This is a genomic window from Spirosoma endbachense (assembly GCF_010233585.1).
Taxonomy (GTDB): Bacteria; Bacteroidota; Bacteroidia; order Cytophagales; family Spirosomataceae; genus Spirosoma; species Spirosoma endbachense.
On record NZ_CP045997.1, the window covers coordinates 1,117,617 to 1,136,175 of the forward strand.

An 18,559-nucleotide genomic window follows, 5' to 3' on the forward strand; every position below is an offset into this window, starting at 1 on the left:
GTAGGATTTTAAGGTCAGAAAGTACACTGAAGGCCGATTACGTATGATTTGGCCGCTGGGTAGGTGCCGTTGTCGTAAAACAGCGCATTCGAACTCCCGTAGTTGTTGGACTCTGGGTCCCAGCCCTGGTATTTGGTAATGGTAAACAGGTTATTACCACTTACATAAGCCCGAATTCCCTTGCTGAATTTGACGCGGGGTATGTTGTACGCCAGCGTTAAATTCTTGACCCGGACATAGGAATTGTCTTCCACCCAGCGATCGCCAACGGGCAGGTTCGTGCCTTGGGCCGGTTTGACATACTCATTGTTGGGATTAGTCGCAGACCAGCGGTTCGCCATGCCTTCCAGCAGATTCACTTGCCCGGAAGGCGTCTCGAACGTGAAGCGGAATCCATTGAACAAACGACTGCCCTGTACGCCTTGCAGAAATCCGCTCAACTCGAAATTTTTGTATTTCACAGAGCTGGAAAAACCAAAAAAGTACTTGGGTTGTGCGTTGCCGACAATGACCTGATCGTCGGTACTGATTTTACCGTCGTTATTGACATCTTTGATTTTAAACCCACCCGTGCGGGCATCGTAACCGGGCAAAAACGTTTCGCCGGTCTGGTTGATGCCATCCAGAATGTAGGTACGGTAAATGCCCAGCGGATAACCGACTTTCAGCAGCGAATAGCTCGACAAAGCCAATTCATTCTGAATACCATCCAGCGCCAGAACCTTGTTGCTATTGAACGTAATATTTCCCGAGGCTTCCCACTTGACAGTACCAGTTAAAATTTTGGCGCTAACTCCCAATTCAATACCCTTGTTTTCGATAGAGCCGTAGTTTCCCGTTATGGTCGTATAACCCGATGACATCGGTACGGCTTTGGTAAAGAGCAAGTTATCGGTGCGTTTGTGGTAATAATCAGCCACAATAGTCAGCCGATTATTCAAAAAAGCCAGGTCTATGCCAAGATCAAGTTGGGTAGCCTGTTCCCATTTTAGGTCAGGATTGGCAATGCCACTTGGGTTGATGCCCGTCAGTACGGTATTATTGAAGTTGTAATTATAACCTTGTCCACTTACCGTGGCCAGCGACTGATAAGGCCCGATGGCTCCCGCGTTTCCGGTAATTCCATAACTGGCCCGTAGTTTTAGGTCGGTTATAAAGGTTACGAGCTTCATAAAATCCTCTTCGATGATCCGCCAGGCACCCGATATAGCCGGAAAAAATCCGTATTTATTGTTCGCTCCGAATTTGCTCGACCCATCGACCCGAGCGGTCAAATCCAGAAAATACCGGTCTTTATAGCCATAGCCAACCCGTCCCAGATAGGAAACCAGACTGCTTTTGTTACGGAAACTCGACAGCGCATACACGGTAGCGTTTGACGTTGACCAGTTCTCGGTAAAATCATTCCCAAAGCCGGAAGCTGTCTGGTTATTGTTCTGAAGTATCTCTGACTGAGTGCCATACACCACCGTCGCATTGATCGCATGATGCTGGCCAAACACGTTCTTATAGGTCAGAATGCTCTCGTGTAAGAGGGTTTTTACATAAGTGCTGTTGTTGCTGGCACTCCCGTTAACGGCGCTGGCATTCCCGAGCGAAATCGAATCGACAATTGAGCGGGGCGAGTAAAGCTCCTGTAAACTGGAGGTCAGGTCGGCGTTGAAGCTGGCCCGGTAGGTTAGCCCTTTGGCAAGCGTTATATCGAGGTATAAGTTGCCCAGAAGCCGGTTGCTATTCGTATAGTTCTTCTTGGCCAGTTCCCCCATTGGATTGATCGTTTCCCGATAGCGACCATTAAACTGATCCGCAAAGGAATACACGCTACCATCGGGTCGGAACGGGAGCAGGGTAGGAGGTGCGGCTACCGCCCGGCCCAGAATTCCTTCGCGGGCGCTGGTTACGTTCACACCCGTACCACCTGCATTGAGCCGATCTTCATCCGTGACGGTGTAATACAGGCTGGTACCCACTTTGATTCGGTCACTAATGCGATGGTCGATATTAGCCCGGAAGGCATACCGTTTATAATCAGTATTTTTAATGATACCATCCTGACTGAAATAGTTAGCGCCTACCGCAATTTGTGTCTTGTTGTTACCACTGGTGACCGAGAGCTGATGATTTTGAATCAGCGCTTTCCGAAAAATCAAGTCCAGATAATTAGTCCCCTGACCGACACTGCCTGGATTTGGATAGATGACGGTAGGACTATACGTATCGTTTTCCAGCTGGGCGAATTGCGTAGCATTCAAAATGCCTAATTTTCGGGTCGTTTCCTGCTGGCCCACATAGGCATCGTAAGACACATTGGTCACACCATCTTTACCTCGTTTGGTGGTAATCAGCACAACGCCATTGGCTGCTCTGGCCCCGTAAATAGCCGTAGCCGACGCATCCTTGAGCACCTCTACCGATTCAATATCAGAGGGATTTATCTGAGAAAGTGGATTGGCTGCATTGACCGCCGAGGTAGCCGATATCTGAATGCCATCAATAACATAGAGCGGCTCGGATGTCCCGTTGATGGAATTGGTACCCCGGATACGTACGCTGATATTGCCCCCTGGTGTACCTGAGTTTTGGCGCATGTCCAGACCACTCACGCGCCCCTGAATTCCCTGGGCCAAATTAGCGACTGGCGTTACTTTCAACTCGTCGGCTTTGATCGATGCAATGGAGCCGGTTAAGGAGGTTTTCGTGCGGGTGCCGTACCCTACGACAACCACTTCGCCCAATGCCTTATTGTCGAGTGCGAGCTGTATATCGAAGGTGGTGCGATTTCCAATGGCCACTTCCTGAGGTACATAGCCAACAAAGCTGAACACCAGTATCGCTGAATTCGTAGGCACAGCCAATCGAAATGCGCCATTGCCATCGGTGACGGTACCGCGCTGCGTGCCTTTCAGCAGCACACTAACACCCGGTAAGGTGACTCCTTTTTCGTCGGTAATGGTTCCCGTAACGATCAGATCATCGACCCGAAGCGATTCGGTTGGAACGGATGTATTGTCTGCCCGCGATGTTTCTCTTCGTAGCACAATATAATTTCCCGAAATCTGATAGCTGATATTCAGCGGTTTCAGAAGCCGGTCGAGCACCACTTCGAGCCGGTCATTTGTAGCCCGAATCGACACCTTGTTCTCCGTTTCGATCAGTTGAGGAACGTAGGTGAACTTCACATTAGCCGCTTTTTCGATGCGACGGAGCACGGTTTTTAAGTCCTTGTGATCGAATTGAACCGATATAGGCCGATTCAATAAATCCTGTGCCATTCCGTTTCGAGCCATCGTTAAGCCCGCAAAGACTACAGCCAGTATCAACTGTACACAAGTAATCTTCATGATTGTAGTAAGGGTAAATAACTTCCCAAGTTTTTTCATACTTTTAGCCTGGTTTTTGTCAATAGATTTTTGGAAACAATGGGCAAAAACAATCCCGTCCCCGCCTTTTTGAGGGTTGTTGCAAAGCCGGAAAAATGGAGAGGGAACGTTACTAAGGCCGGATCTGGGGCCAATCATGGTTGCAACATGGTTAGCCTGCTGATCCGGTTCTTTTTTTAGCAGTCAGGTTCAGATTTTATCATTCAGTCAGGGTTTAGTGGGTTTTGAAAAAGGATTGATTTACGATTTTGGCTGACAACCCGGTCCGGAAATAATGACCTTCGTTCCCCAGACTTCATAGGTGGCCCCAATCGTCTGACAGATAATATCCAGCTTCCGAAAGAGCGGTTCATTGCCCAGCGGAGCCGTCAGGCTGCATTTGTCGAAGACGGTTGGATCATACTGGATGGATATGCCATACGACTCTTCCAACTTGTGAAATACATCGGGGACAGCCGTATTTTCAAATACGAAATACTGTTTGGTTTCGGGCTTTTTGACCAGTATTGGCTCATCGACTAAGCGAGCCGTTAACCGTTCGCTGCCTTTATCGAATATCGCTTGCTGGTTAGGCGTCAACAAGAGCATACCGGCGATCCGTTGCTGGTCTTCCTGCGATTTTTGAAGGGCTTTTGCGGTAAAAACCGCGACTTTCCCCGTATGAACCGCGACCGTTATCTTCGCCATGTTTGGGAAGGCTTTAATGGTAAAACTCGTGCCGACCACCTGCGTGATCAGTCCGTTCGCATAAACCATAAACGGTTGTCTGGGATTCCTGATGACCTCAAAAAAACCTTCTCCCTCAAGCCTGATTTCGCGCTTCTCGACCGAAAACGTTTTTGGGTACTTTACCCGGCTTTGGGGCTGTAAAACAACCTGACTGCCATCACTCAGCTTAATGGAGAGCGTATGATTCGTTTCGTTGACTTTGTCGATCCACTCCGCTTCTGATTGAGACCTGGGCTGTATATAACCCATTGTTTTTTCAATCGTTCCGGGGCGCGTTGCAAACCACCAGCCGAAACCAACTAACAGAAGAATAGCGGCCGCGGCCGCCCATTGTCGCCAGTAGCCAATACGATGGACTTGAGGCTCATCTACTAATTCGGTTGCATCATCCTGAATCTGTTGCTGAATCTTCGTCCACATCTGGCTACCCTGTGCCTGCGTAGGCAAAACCTGCACTTGCTCTACGGCTTTCAACAGCGCTCTGGCCGCAACAACAACCGATTGCTTTTCGGGATATTGCGTCATGAAGTCCGTCCAGAACGCATTCGTTTCGCTATCAGGCTGCTGAAACCATCTTCGAAAGAAATCATCCTGAGCCAGGTCTTCTTCTGTATAGTCGTGGTAATTGTGCATTGTAATCGGGCAACAAAATGGCGAAATAGTACACGTTTATAGACAAGAGAGCGGAATCGCCAAAGTGTCCCCTCGGTTTTGAAAAAAAAATTACGTTTGAGAAAAAGAAATGGGGAAAGGGCTATGTCAACACCCAAAACAGAAGAAATCCCAGCAAGGGAGCCAGATAGGCGGCCTGCTCGCGCAGGTGAGTGAGTGCTTTGTGAAGCGTGTTGCGAACCGACTTCTCGGTAATACCCATAATCGCGGCTATTTCGTCGGTTTTAAAGTTTTGATAGAAGCGGAGGGTTACCACTTCCAACTGGCGTTGGGGTAATTGGGCAACCAGTTGCGCTAGTCGTTGGGTAAGTTGGGCTTCCTGCTCCCGATCGGCCATCAACTGTTCAGATGATTGGGCGAATTCAGTTTCGGTGGAGAAGGCAATGGCAGAATCGGTACGTTTTTCGCGTTCGTTGAGATGGAAAATCTTTCGGCGAAGCGAACGGAACAGGTAAAATTTGACGGAATCGACAAGAGAAAGGGAATGACGCATCCGCCATATATCGACAAACAAATCCTGAATGGCATCTTCTACCGAAGCTGCGTTGGGGATTACCTTGTACCCATAGCTGTATAAGATACGGTGATAGCGTTGGTATAACTCGGCAAAAGCATGCTGATCGTCCTGTATTAGGGCGTTCCAGAGCAGTACGTCAGATTGCCGGTCGATACTCAATTGATCAGGTGTAACGATTTAAATGACTCAAAGTAAATTATAATTTCCATAAAATTATTAGAAATAATCATATCGTATGAAGCCAACAGAGGCCAGGGACGTCTTATCACCATTGTACGGATCTGGTTAGCCTGGTATCTTCATTTCCAACAGGGCATAACTCAGACTTTTACCATGTGTATCCATTGTGAGCGAGGTTGTGACGCCACCGGTCAACGCCTGCTGACAAACAAACTGAAGTGCAGGCAGGTTGGGCAATTCATACCGGATAATCTCCCCTGTCACAATAACGGCCAGGTGCTGTTTGACTTTAGCTTTTCATAAATTCAGAAGGAGTCTTTTGGAAAAACTCTTTAAAAACAACCGCAAAATGCGTTGGGCTCTCGTATCCTATCAAATAGGCAGTTTCGGATACGTTATGGCCTTCCTGTAGAAATTGTGCTGCTCGCATAAGCCAGAATTGACGCATAAAATCATTGATAGACAAATTGGTGATTGCCATCAATTTTCGGGCAAGAGTTCGGCGGCTCATGCCTACTTCATATGCCAGTTCGTTAACACCAAATTGGCTATCATCTAAATGCTTTTCGAGCAATGTTTGTAATTTCTGAAGAAATTTGTCTGGTATAGCTTCGGTTGGAGAACGATCGCCTGGCTGGGTGAGCAATTGTTGGTAATGTGCCCGTAACGTTTGCTGTCGAGTCAGCAGGTTATGTAATCGCAGATGCAGTTCGTCAACATGAAAGGGCTTACTGATGTAGTCATCAGCTCCCTGTTTTAAACCCTCGATCCGGCTGGGATGGGCGGATTTTGCACTAAGAATGATTACGGCAATATGATCAGTACTGAGGTCATTTTTCAGCCGATGGGTTAATTCATACCCGTCGATTCCCGGCATCATCACATCGGTCAGGACCATATCGGGTAGTTCGGCTTTAGCCAATTCCCATCCGGCTTCACCATTGTCGGCAGTTATTACCCGATATACAGTCGATAATTCCTTGGCAATAAAGTCTCTGAGTTCATGATTGTCTTCGACAACTAATACCAAAGCTTTTTCAATGTCCGACGGCGGTATAGGCTCTACAAGTCCCGACTCGAAAGATGGATTGACAGTAGGATGTCCCCATTCTACTAAGGATGATGCAGAATCAGCATCCAGATCCACCGCCTGAAAGGGTAAGTTGATCGTGAATTGAGTGCCAGATTCCTCACTAACCGAGCTTTGGACCATGCTGGCTACGGATACGGTGCCTCCCATTAGTTCGGTTAATTCTTTAACTAAAGCCAGGCCGATACCCGTGCCTGAATTGGTAAAACCAGGCAGGGCTTCGGTTGCCAGCGATTGTCGTTGATCGGTTTGGGGTGGAAGGATCTGGTAGAAGCGATTAAAAATATAGGGGAGTTTTTCCGGAGCTATCCCAATGCCCGTGTCCAGGACAACGAGCTGAATGGTCGTCTCCTGCGTTAATCGAACCCGTATCTGACCTGAAGCTGTGAACTTGAGTGCATTCATGACCAGATTATAGACGATTTGCTCCAGCTTTTCACTATCGAAGACATGGAACCCGATCAGGTCACTTTGGAAATCCAGGGTTAGTTGCCGACTGTCGGCCAGGGGTTTGAAGGATTGGACAATCTGACCGACAAAACCCGTCAAATCACCGGCTCTGGTAGAAAGGGTTAAGTGTCCCGATTCGAGTTTAGCCAGATCCAGCAACTGGTTGATGAGTCGTAATAATTGCTGGGCATTTCGCTCTACCATCAGCAGGCTTTTCCGCAGTTCCTGGGGTTCGGGCGGGCGTTGCAGGATCTGCTCGATCGGTGATAGGATCAGCGTAAGTGGGGTACGGAATTCATGGGTAATATTATCGAAGAAACGGGATTTTAAGTCACTAATTATCTTTAATTGCTGCGACTCACGCAGCTGTTGGACATATCGGGCCGTTTTTTCAATGGTAAGGCTAAGGTCTGTGAAATCGATGGGTTTGGTGACAAAGTCAAATGCGCCCCGGTTCATGGCCGTACGGATGTTGTTCATGTCGCCATAGGCCGATACCATGACCGTGCCAATGAGTACATTTAAGGCCGCCAGCTCATTTAATAGCGCCAATCCATCCATTTCAGGCATTTGGATGTCAAGCAGAATGAGATCGATAGCGGGCTGCTCCCGAATGAGGGCGAGACCCTGGCGGCCATTTCGGGCAAACAGGAAGGTATAGATTTGCTGTTGAATCTGTCGCCGAAATCGACCACGCAGGAGCGGCTCCAGATCCACCTCGTCGTCGACGACTAAAATTGTTATCATGGGGCGCTATACTGACAATTCTGAGCAAAAATTACGAAATTCCAGATATAATACACGGTATAAATAGTTTGGGTAGACTTCAACGCCTGAGGGGCTTAGTTTTACAAATAGCTCAGCCACCACTGCTTTTGATGGCTGGTTTTATAGGCATCATACCAACGGCAGAGTGGATACATCGTCAGGATAACCAGTCCCCAAATCAGATAAACAACGGGCAGGCTTACTCCCTCGCCGGGCACAATAAACTTGATGGCTTTCGGTATTTTCCAGATAGCTGCCCACGCATGTCCCCGCATTAGGAAGGCAATCAGGCAGAGTGTATGAATTAAGTACCAATGGATGATGTAGTAGAAAAACGCCGTCCGGCCAAAGGTTCGCATGACAGTTGTAAGCCGATTCCTGAGTGACTCGATAACGGCCAGGAAGAGCAGTGCCGGACCAATCGTGATACACATATAAAGCAGTGAGGGCGGGTATTTCTGAACATTGATGAACGAAAGCAGAGTGAATAGCCCATTTTTTTGCGGACTCCACACAAGCGGGTCGCCATACGTATTGCTGAACCGCAGCAGGATAAAGAAAGCGATCAATCCCAGACCCGTGCGGGTCAGTATCATTCGTCGTTGTGCCCGTGTAACGGTGGACACGAAGAATACACCTGCGCAATAGCCTACCAGCATCAGCCCCAGCCACGGCATAAATGGATAGTCGTAGTTAATCTGATGATCGACAGCAAAGCGATACTTGCCTGGATAATGCAGCACTGCCCAACAGAGGCCCGGCTTAAATCCGGGAACGGCTTCGGGTGTATCCAGCAGATTATGCCCCAGCACAATAGCCAGTCCTATTGATAGAATCAGTCTGAAAGGCAGATGAATAAGTAGTCCCAGGATAAGCATGCTACTGCCAATAGCCCATATAACCTGCAAGATAAGGGCACCATAAAACGGATTGAACGTAATGCCCAGTGTAACGATCGTGACTTCGGTAAAAATTAACCATAAACCTCGTTTAATCAGAAAGATACTGAGCTCTCGTTTTGTCTTCCGCTGGCTTTGTAAATAGATGGATGTGCCCGAGAGAAATACGAAAATCGGAGCGCAACTATGGGTGATCCACCGGGTGAAAAATAGGGCGGGCGTAGTAGTCGCTAAATTCAGTGGGTTGTCGGTGAAGGCGGTGCTATGAAACAGGTGCCGGACGTGATCCAGGGCCATTATCACCATGACCAGACCACGCAGCACATCAATTGACTCAATGCGGCTGTTTTGTGAGCTTGCTGGCAGGGACGTATGAAGGCGATTTAGGGTGGGGTTCATTGTGTGGAGAGGAAGTTAATCGGTTAGTAAGTGCCGGAGATAACGTTCAGGACAGAGGCAACCTAACGAACCAGGCCCCGAATGCCCGCCAGAAGGCAAAGTGATAAAACGTCAATACAGAGGCCTGATACAGGACGAACAGACCAAGGGCAATTGGAAAAACATCGAGCCGACGATTGGTTCGCCAATCCCAAAGCAACAGAATGAGCAACAGGCTGTCGGCCATTGCAAACCCAATAACCGGAGCAATGGGTTTTCCCTCAAGCACAGGAACAAACTGAAGCAATGGCTTGAAATGGCGGGATATAATTCGGTCGGTGACGGGTGTAAAAAAGGCGAACATCGTAGAAACCATATAACGGGCATGAACAAGGGGTGTAAGCCGGTAATAGATCGCCAGTCCATAAAGCAGGGTAAATAGTACTAATCCGTTCAGAATCAGGGCCAGACTATAGTAAGGCCTATCGGCCAGCATATTACTTCCCTGCATTCTGAAATGCTTCAGGTTAATAGTCGTAATAATGATGAGCGGAACAAGAAGGTACGAAAACCTGCCCACCAGCCGGTGAGTACGTTTGTGTTTCGTTCGAATGAGGTAAGCCTGAACGATTAGCAGTATACACCAGAGTGTCAGCGTGATGCCGTGGGTATGAAATCGCATTTCTTTTTGTCCCAACACATCGGAGAAATAACGGGGCCAAAACGCCCACAGGACAAACACAAAAAACACAGCGAAGCACAATCCTGTATTCCGGTACAGGAATTTGTCAAGTTTTACCATGAGCGGTGTGGGTTTGAGGAACTGGCTATTTGTTATGAGCATGATGCCTGTTCAAATGCTCTTTCAGCAAATCCCTGCCATAATCATTTCCGTTGGGCGTTCTGACAACGGTATGAATATGTGTTTTTACAGGACCTGGTCGCACCTTCGACCGATCCCAGATCGTAACGGGAATCTGATGATCAAATTCGATCAGAATAACGGGGCTATGGATACGGTAATAAAAAGGGCTGTCGGGCGCTTCGCTTTGTACCCACGTAAAGCGGGTTTCGGATAGGTGAGCTTTTACTTCCGCCATTTTTACTCGGGCATGGCCTTCCTTCATATTACCCACATACTCTGCCACTAAATCAAGCAAAACTGCCTGTTGAGGCTTGGATAAATCGTTCGCCGAAATGCCCGTGGTGGCTATTATTTCGTTATCCTTAAAGGCTTCTGCCCAGTTGAAATCATAGTCTTTTTGATGCCATAACCTCGCTTTTTTCTTTTGCTGCGGACTCAGTGACGCATATAAAGCTTCTCCTTTTTTCCCCTCGGCTTCATACGTCCGAAGCCCTTTGTTCGGCCCCGATTCGATATTAGTCGGTTCCGAACCCATAAACGTAGGGGTCATCACCACCTGATCGCCCAGCACGAAGTAGTTGATAACCAGATGATGCCCGTCGATTTGCCAGCCCCAGGGTTCGGTATCGGAAGGCAGGCCCATAAACGTAAACCAATATTTTTCACCACCCAGAAGTGGATTGGCCGGTGTCAGATAGGCGAGATACGTTTCCATGGCCATGATATCCGTCGACTTCTGAAGACCTTTTGGACTAAGCCCAGTGGTCAGAATGCCGAAAGCAAGGTCTTTTTGGGCCTTTGTCATTTCCTCCAGACCAATACCCGTTCGTTTGTAGAATTCGATGTTATGCCATTTTCGCCACTCATCAGATTCAACCGGAAACAGGCACTTGGTTTTTTGGTCAGGGGTAAGAGCGTTCAGAAAGATGGTTACGGCTTGCTGAATGGGTTTGGTACCAACCCCCGTCTTTTTGATCGGAAATAAATTTCGGATGGGTTTTCCGTTCGTTGTAATACCGATAAGGGGTTTGGCCAATTCGGCAGCTTCTTCGGGCGTATTGGTTTGCCGAACGGGCATGGGTCGTGCTGATTTCACGTTTCCCGTTAACCCATCAATATAGCCCCAAAGGTCTGTTCTCACTAAAGATTCCTTTGTATCGAACGTCACTCTTCTCCATGTATCGGTCCTGTTCTGGGTTGACTGATACCGATAGAACAGTGTTTTTCCTGCAACAGAATCAGGGAATGGGATGGTTACCTGATAAAGACCTTCGGCACCAGGAGCGCGCATGAAATAAGGGCCTTTTGTAGCACTGGCCGTATTCTCTCCTTTTTGAAAGGGCATAAGAAACCAGTAGACAGCCACCGAATCTGGATTTGTCCATTCGGTTATCTTCAGTTTGAACATGACTTGTATATCGTTATTCGTTCGAGAACCGATAAAAGCGGTACTGGTTGCGGAAATCAGACATACACAGAGTAGGATGGCGGTAAGGGTCTGACGCATAGGATTTTGGGTGAGGAAGGTTCATCTTTGTCGATTAGGATAGACAGACAATATTCCTCAATGTCCAGCAAACAGACATTTTGTTTTAGGCCAAATGTGTTCGTTTTTAGGCCAATAATGGTTGCGATCCTGGTTAGTTGCTGTGGACTTAAGCAATGGGTAGTAAGAGCCTGAATTCTGTGAACTGTCCCGCTTCGCTCTGCACGTCGAGTGCACCCCCATGCCCCTTGATCACAATATCATAACTCAACGACAGCCCTAAACCCGTGCCCTCTCCCGTAGGCTTGGTCGTAAAGAAGGGTTGAAAAATCTTCGCCTTCACCGATTCCGGAATGCCCGTGCCATTGTCTTTGACCCGAATCTGCACGCTGCCATCGACCTGAGCCGTACGCACCCAAACGGTGGGCTGATACGCCGGTGATGCTGTTTTCTGCCGTTCAGCAACCGCGTAGAAGGCATTGTTGTACAGGTTCAACAACACCCGGCCGATCTCTTGGGGCACTAGGTTCGCCAGAGGCAAGTTTGGGGCAAAGTCGGTGACTAACTCGCAGCTAAAGGTTAGGTCTTTGGCTCGCAAACCCTGATAAGCCAGTCGTAGGTATTCATCGGCTAAGGCGTTGAGGTCGGTGGGCTCCTTCTGACCCGAGCTGGTACGGGAGTGTTCGAGCATGCCTTTGACGATGCTGCTGGCGCGTTGGCCGTGACGGGTGATTTTGCTTAAGTTGTCTTTGATATCACGGGCAATGAGTTTGATCTGGTCGGTATTTCCCTGATGGGTTTCCTCATCGAGTTCCTCCATCAGTTCGGTGCTCAGTTCGGCGAAGTTATTGACGAAGTTTAAGGGATTCTGGATTTCATGGGCGATGCCTGCCGTGAGCTCGCCCAGGGAGGCCATTTTCTCCCGCTGGATGAGTTGAGTCTGGGTGGACTTGAGCTGTTCCAATGATTGTTGGAGTTGGTTCGTTCGATCCGCCACTTTTTCTTCCAGTACCCGATTTTCTCGCCGTAAGGCGCTCGAACGGTATTGAATAAACGCCCCTATGCTTCCTCCAATAAAGAGTGCATATAGCAAATAGGCCCACCAGGATTGCCACCAGGGGGGTAAAATAACGACTGCAATTTGGGCACCTTTCTCGTTCCATACTCCATCGGCGTTGGCAGCTTTAACCCTGAATGTATATGATCCGGGTTTCAGAGCTGTATAACGGGCCTGCCGGGTTGATCCCGCCTGGACCCATTCGTTGTCGTATGGTTCAAGCTTGAATGCATATCGACACTCCGGATTACGGTTATAATGAAGCGCTGCAAATGAAAACGTCAATTCATTCTGGTTGTGGGCCAGAGTAATGTTATCTGCAATCGACACGTCAGCAGGCAAGGGGGCATTGGAGCCAATAGCTGCTTTTTGGTTGAATATCGCTACATCTGTCAGCGTTATTTTGGGCGGGTAAGGATCGTCGAATACCTGATGTTTGGCTAACAGGCTGATGCCATGATCGCCGGGGAAGAATACGTCACCTGCCGAACTTCTAAACGGAGAATAGCGAAATACCAATCCCTGCAATCCATGCGAATTCGAGTAGGTACGAAAACGGCTGGTTGCCGGATCAAACCGGGACAGGCCATTGAATGTACTCAGCCAGAGATATCCGTCGTCATCCGACACAATACCCATGATGCTATTATGGGAAAGGCCCTGAACGGTCGTGTAGTGTTTTGTGATCCCTTTATCGGCGTTAAACGAGAACAATCCATGAAAATAATCACCTACCCAAAGTGTTCCATTGGGTTCTTCGTGAATGGCCGTGATTTGGCTAAACCCATTCATTGGTTCGCGATAGAACGTGAACTTGCCTGTCGCTGGATCGTAGCCGTTCAGGCCACCCCCGTTGGTCCCAATCCAGATCCGCCCTTTTTTATCTTCGTGAAGTACATTAACAACAACAGATGATAAGCCGGAATAAACCCACTTTTTGGCCAGCCGGATTAGGGTGTCACCTTCCTCAGACGTAATTTTTATGACCTGAATACCCCAAAGTTCTGGATGATAGGGTGTAGGAACGGGCATGTTGAATCGCGTTTGTGCAGACCCCTCATTCGCTCTATACTGAAGTCGGTAGGCGCCTGCCGGTAAGTGCAGAGTATCGATTTGCATGCGCCTGTTTTCACCCCCGGCGTAGCGGGTACGCGGGTAACTTATTTCCCAGACCTTACGTCCGGAGGCATCCTCAATCCAGCCGTAGTCATTCTTTTGGGCTGAGGTTACCGCACCCATCGCCGAAATAGCGACTGTAGTCGGTTGGGCGAGGGTAAATGCCTTCGTAATATCGTGCTCACTCCTGGTATGCCAGGCTGACACAAGCCGACGGGCCGTTGTGCTAATTGTATTAACGAACCGATACAAGCTTGGATGGTAGAGTGTATCGGCCCCGTAATAATGGGTAAACTGACCTGTTTGCGGATTGAACTGATTCAACCCAAACTCGGTGCCAATCCATAAGGTACCATCCCGTGCCGACAGGATTGTCTTGATCCAATTTAAGTTCAGAGAGTTAGCGTTACCTGGATTTTGTTTATATCGGGTGAACGTCCCCCGCTTTCGATCCATCAGGTAAAGTCCGTTGGTCGTTCCTATCCAAAAGCGACCACTGGCATCTTCGGTTAGGGTGCTTACCCGGTCGTTGCCTATGGTTGCTACATTCTTCAGATCCAGGGCATAGTGGGTCAACTTTCCCGTTTTTTTATCGTACCGATCGAGTCCTGCATTCGTACCAAACCAAAGCACACCTGGTTCGGAAGGGGCTTCATAGATAGTACTTACCGCAGAAGAAGCCAGGTGAGCGAGTAGTCGAGACTGGTAATCGAAGACCGAGAAACGCGTCATCCGCGTCTGCTTGTTGAGGCCAGTATGGATGGTCCCCGCCCAGATTAAGTCGGTTTTGTCAATCAAAAACGATCCCGCTTTTCCAACTGCCAGAGCACCCGGTTGCCCGGTGTTCCGCGAGTACCGAATAAAACGCCCTGTCTTTCGGTCATATTCATCTATTCCCGCCAGTGCTGTCCCAAACCAGATGTTGCCATTGGTCGTCTCACCAAATGCATCGAGTACTTTATCGGATGGCGTATTCAGGTTGGTGGGGTCATGGGAAAAATGGGTAAATAAATGGGTTTTAGGGTCCAGGCGATCCAGGCCATAAAACGTAGAAATCCAGAGAAATCCCGAGCGATCTTCATATACGGTTCGGGTCGTATCGGAAATCAGGCTATGGGCATCGTGTGGATTGTGTCGATAATGGGCGATAAGTTGATTGGTCCTTGGATTGATCTGATACAGGCCATTGCCGTAGGTAGGCACCCAAATCATACCTTTGCGGTCTAAACGGGGCGATTTGACGTAATTGAGGGGCGGATGTATAGCCGAAATGCCCGTTGGCTGATAGGGTCTGAATCGATCGCTGGCCCGGTCGTATCGATGCAGTCGCGCGTCAGAATTGACGGTGGCTCCCTGGCGGGTTACTACCCAAAGGTCGCCCTGGGCATCTTCCAGGAAACAGGCCAGCCGAACCCCTGTTGCCGACATGATCAATACATCGGTAAACGCCAGTCCATCCCGCTCAGCGGGATTATGCTCGTAGTGTGTCCACCGACCCATTTTGGGGTTATACTGATGTAAGACTCGTAAATTTCTCCTGTCGGTAATGACCCAAAAACTCCCCCGTCTGTCCTGGTAAATAAATTCAAACCGGCCTGGATATTCCGTTCCTTTTTCTGGCGAGTACGGTATAAATCGTTGTGTGGCCCGGTCAAAGCAATACAAACCACCCACGCAGCCTACCCATATATTGCCCTGTCGGTCTTCATACAAATGGCAAATAGCATTGTGTTTCAGGCTGTATGGGTCGTCAGGGTCGTACTGATATACGGTCATCTGGTTGCCATCATACCGCACTAATCCGTTCTGAGTCCCCAGCCACATAAACCCCAAATGATCCTGTAGCATGCAGCTAACCGAGTTTTCGGGCAGTCCATTAGCCGTGGTAATCTGTTCAAAATAGGCTCGTGGCGACTGACTAAAGCTCATCAATGGCAGTGTCAGTAGGGTTATTACTAATACGAAACGGCTCATTGGTCGGTTTAAAAGAGAGGGTTTAAGGAGTCTACCTACTTGGTTTTGTCATTCGGCAGAGCCAGTATAAAAACAAGGTAAGCATAAATTGGAGAAGCTTAGACTACTGGTTATCAGTATATCAAGGCTGTAGGCAGGAGTAGCTTCACCCGCTGGTTATGCAAAAACTGGCCGACTCATTGCGTGAGCCGTCCACGTTCTTCTTCCGAACCAGTCGCCCGTCGATTGGCTGCTTTCACCGTCTGGCTACCGAAATTGCGTGAGTAGGTGAATCGAATCACGCGCGGCTCGAAGTGGTATGTACCCCGGTCGTTCAGGTTAAGGGCTGGTATGTTACTTTGGGTGCTATAAATATTGGTCCAGAATAAATCACTGACTGCCAGTCGGAATGTACCTTTATCGGCAGTCAGTATCTTTTGAACACCGACGATAACCTGCCCTGAAGCTCGCGTACGATACAGGCCAACAATCGATGGACTCTGATACATACCAGTCACCTCAGCAGTGAACCGGCGAGGCAGTTTAATCGTATGCGACGAGGTAAGTTGAAGCGTATAGGCTTTCTGGTTTACAGGCTGACTCTGGTATGTTGTCGTCAGGTTCTGGTAAAAGCCCGTCAGATTGTTTTGACTTTGCCACCAGGAAGTAATCGCTATCGGCAGGCTTGTCGTTAACGCGAGCGTGTTTTGCCGGGCCATATTTTCGGGGTAGTAGTACAGCTGATTGGTTGCTGGGTTGAGGTGCGGTTGAAGTGTCGCAATTACGTTCTGGCTCTGCGTATATTTCAGCGAAAAAATATAAGTATCCTTAAAAATATAGTTGCCCTGAATGGCATCGGATAGGGTAGGAAACAAGGCTGGATTGCCAGAAACGTATGTATTGGGGTCATAAAACACAAAGAACGGTGCCAGATCGTCGTAGGATGGCCGAGTGATCCGTCGGTTATAGGCCAGGTTGATGGCGTGTTTCCTACTGAATTTTCGGGACAGAAAGACACTCGGGAAAAAGTTGCCATATCGCCGGTGTACCAACAATTTTCCTTCCGGAGTTTCAATGTCGGTTTGGGTATATTCATAGCGAACCCCGGCCTGAAGCGTTGTTTTAGCATCGAGTGGCTGGTTTAGGCTGGCATACCCGGCCAGAATCGTCTCGGTGAGGCTATATCGATTGGTGAAAAGCGTATCCGCTTGCCAGCGATCCCCAACTCGCCGATCTAAAGTGATGGAATTATTGAGCGAGGTAGTAGTCGCTTTCAGGCCGGTTTCTAAACGACCTTTCGCGCTGAGCGGCTTTATAAAGTCTGTTTTGAGTACCCACATTCGAACAGGTGTTTCTTTCAGTGTCCTGAATTGTTGCTCATCCTGCGTAGCTGCCTTTAGATTCTGAATAGTATTGACGTAGTAAGCAGGATTCTGATTGACGTAATACAGCCGGTCAATATCCAGGCTCCATTCCTGCTTATTCGGGAAAACATGCCGTAGATTAACGTTTATGAGTCCATGCTGCCAGTGGTTGGTTCGGTGAGCCAGTATTGCATTCTGGCTGATGAGTTCCTGATTTTTCCGGACCGAAGAAAGTGTGGGCATGTCGGCCGACCATTTATTGCTGAATCCTGAGATCAGCCCACTCAGCGTTGTATGTGGATTTAGTGTATAATCGAACCCAATTCTGGCCGTATGGATGGTACGAAGCGGATAGCGATTTGAGACAATGTCGGTCATGAGGGGGCCGTCGGTTTGCGACACTACACGGCTCAGGGCATACTCTTCCCAACTCCGATTCCGGATAAATGAGTAGCCGCCATATAGGTTAAGTTTCTGTTGCCGGTGGTTGAGGTTGAGCGTAGCCGAAGGACGTTCATACCAGCCGTAGCCAAACGTAGCTGACAGGTTGCCATTGGTACCATAGGCACTGTTTTTCTTCGTAACAATATTGATAAGCCCTGCATCACCCTCGGCATCATAGCGGGCGGGTGGTGTGGTTATGAGTTCAATTTTTTCAATATCGCTGGCAGTCATTCCCGCCAGCATTTCCATCACCGTCGCTATGGGCAAGCGCGTAAGTTTACCGTTAAGCATCACCATCACGCCCCCTTTGCCGCTCATGGTCAGGCTATTGTTCTGGCGGTTAACGGTTACGCCCGGCGAACGTTCGAGGATGTCCAGAGCGGAGCCGCCAGCTGCTGTAATGCTGCTTTGCACATTGATCACCATGCGGTCAATCTGCTGTTCGAACAAGGGTTTTTGAGCTGTCACCGTCACTTCGCCGAGCGTTTTGGTCGCTGGACTCAGAATCAGTGCAGGCAGCTTATTCGCCGTAGTGCCAACCGACACGGTTTGGGAGCGAGTTGAGGCATAACCCACAGCCGAAGCCGCCAGTCGATACTGACCCGGTTGAATGTTCTCGAATTCATACACACCGGTTTCTTTGCTGATGGTACCTTTAACTAAACTGGAATCGCGGGCACTAAGCAAGGCAATTGTGGCGAAGGGCAAGGGCTTACCCGCTTCATCGCGAATCGATCCGTTAAGGGTCGTTTGGGCCAGGACGGAGGTAGCCAACCCCAAAATTAAGCAGCAGATTTGGTAGGATAATTTCATGGCGGATAGTTTGAAAGGAGGTGTCTGTCCATCAGTATTGACGAGCAGACAATATTCCTCAACTTCCGCAGAACGGGCGTTCCTGTTCAGGCCAAATGCGTTCGTTTTTAGGCCAATAGATAAATGACTTCATCGTGTTAGGACATTCGCTGAGAACCGTGCCGCCGTAACGGCGGACCGTGGTTACTGATGCTGCTCCTGATAACCACGGTCCGCCGTTACGGTGGCACGGTTCTGTGCGAAAGTCCTAAGTATAAACCTCGCCAGGCCGATATCGACCCGTTTCATGGTTATACATCCGAACCAGGGCTGCTACACCGATAGTCGTTCAGCGGCCTGGCGAGTATGATGACTATGGGTGTACAGGGATGCTGAAGCCGGGATCGGAGGGAACTGGC

The 18,559-nt window shown here is 48.8% G+C and carries 9 protein-coding genes and 1 pseudogene; all 10 read right to left on the reverse strand.

What is annotated here, in order from left to right:
* Positions 1-14 precede the first annotated feature (14 nt).
* Positions 15-3,341, reverse strand: coding sequence for a TonB-dependent receptor (locus GJR95_RS04525; RefSeq protein ID WP_232541080.1), 3,327 nt, complete (start codon positions 3,339-3,341; stop codon positions 15-17).
* Between the two features lie 279 nt (positions 3,342-3,620).
* Positions 3,621-4,742, reverse strand: a complete 1,122-nt coding sequence (locus GJR95_RS04530; RefSeq protein WP_162384751.1) for a FecR family protein — start codon at positions 4,740-4,742, stop codon at positions 3,621-3,623.
* A 121-nt stretch (positions 4,743-4,863) separates the two neighbouring features.
* Complete coding sequence (locus GJR95_RS04535; protein ID WP_162384752.1) at positions 4,864-5,457, reverse strand: RNA polymerase sigma factor; 594 nt, start codon at positions 5,455-5,457, stop codon at positions 4,864-4,866.
* Positions 5,458-5,583: 126 nt separating this feature from the next.
* Positions 5,584-5,766 (reverse strand): annotated as a pseudogene (locus tag GJR95_RS04540) (AtuA-related protein); the annotation flags it as partial.
* A gap of 1 nt (position 5,767) precedes the next feature.
* Positions 5,768-7,765, reverse strand: coding sequence for a hybrid sensor histidine kinase/response regulator transcription factor (locus GJR95_RS04545; RefSeq protein WP_162384753.1), 1,998 nt, complete (start codon positions 7,763-7,765; stop codon positions 5,768-5,770).
* Between the two features lie 101 nt (positions 7,766-7,866).
* Positions 7,867-9,084, reverse strand: coding sequence for a DUF1624 domain-containing protein (locus tag GJR95_RS04550; protein WP_162384754.1), 1,218 nt, complete (start codon positions 9,082-9,084; stop codon positions 7,867-7,869).
* Positions 9,085-9,130: 46 nt separating this feature from the next.
* The gene (locus tag GJR95_RS04555) at positions 9,131-9,865 is read right to left on the reverse strand and encodes a hypothetical protein (protein ID WP_162384755.1); all 735 of its coding nucleotides are present in this window, start codon (positions 9,863-9,865) and stop codon (positions 9,131-9,133) included.
* Between the two features lie 25 nt (positions 9,866-9,890).
* The gene (locus GJR95_RS04560) at positions 9,891-11,435 is read right to left on the reverse strand and encodes a DUF3500 domain-containing protein (RefSeq protein ID WP_162384756.1); all 1,545 of its coding nucleotides are present in this window, start codon (positions 11,433-11,435) and stop codon (positions 9,891-9,893) included.
* A 148-nt stretch (positions 11,436-11,583) separates the two neighbouring features.
* Positions 11,584-15,561 (reverse strand): two-component regulator propeller domain-containing protein, encoded by a 3,978-nt coding sequence (locus tag GJR95_RS04565; protein ID WP_162384757.1) that lies wholly within the window; start codon positions 15,559-15,561, stop codon positions 11,584-11,586.
* 176 nt (positions 15,562-15,737) lie between these two features.
* Complete coding sequence (locus GJR95_RS04570) at positions 15,738-18,161, reverse strand: outer membrane beta-barrel protein (RefSeq protein ID WP_162384758.1); 2,424 nt, start codon at positions 18,159-18,161, stop codon at positions 15,738-15,740.
* Positions 18,162-18,559 lie beyond the last annotated feature (398 nt).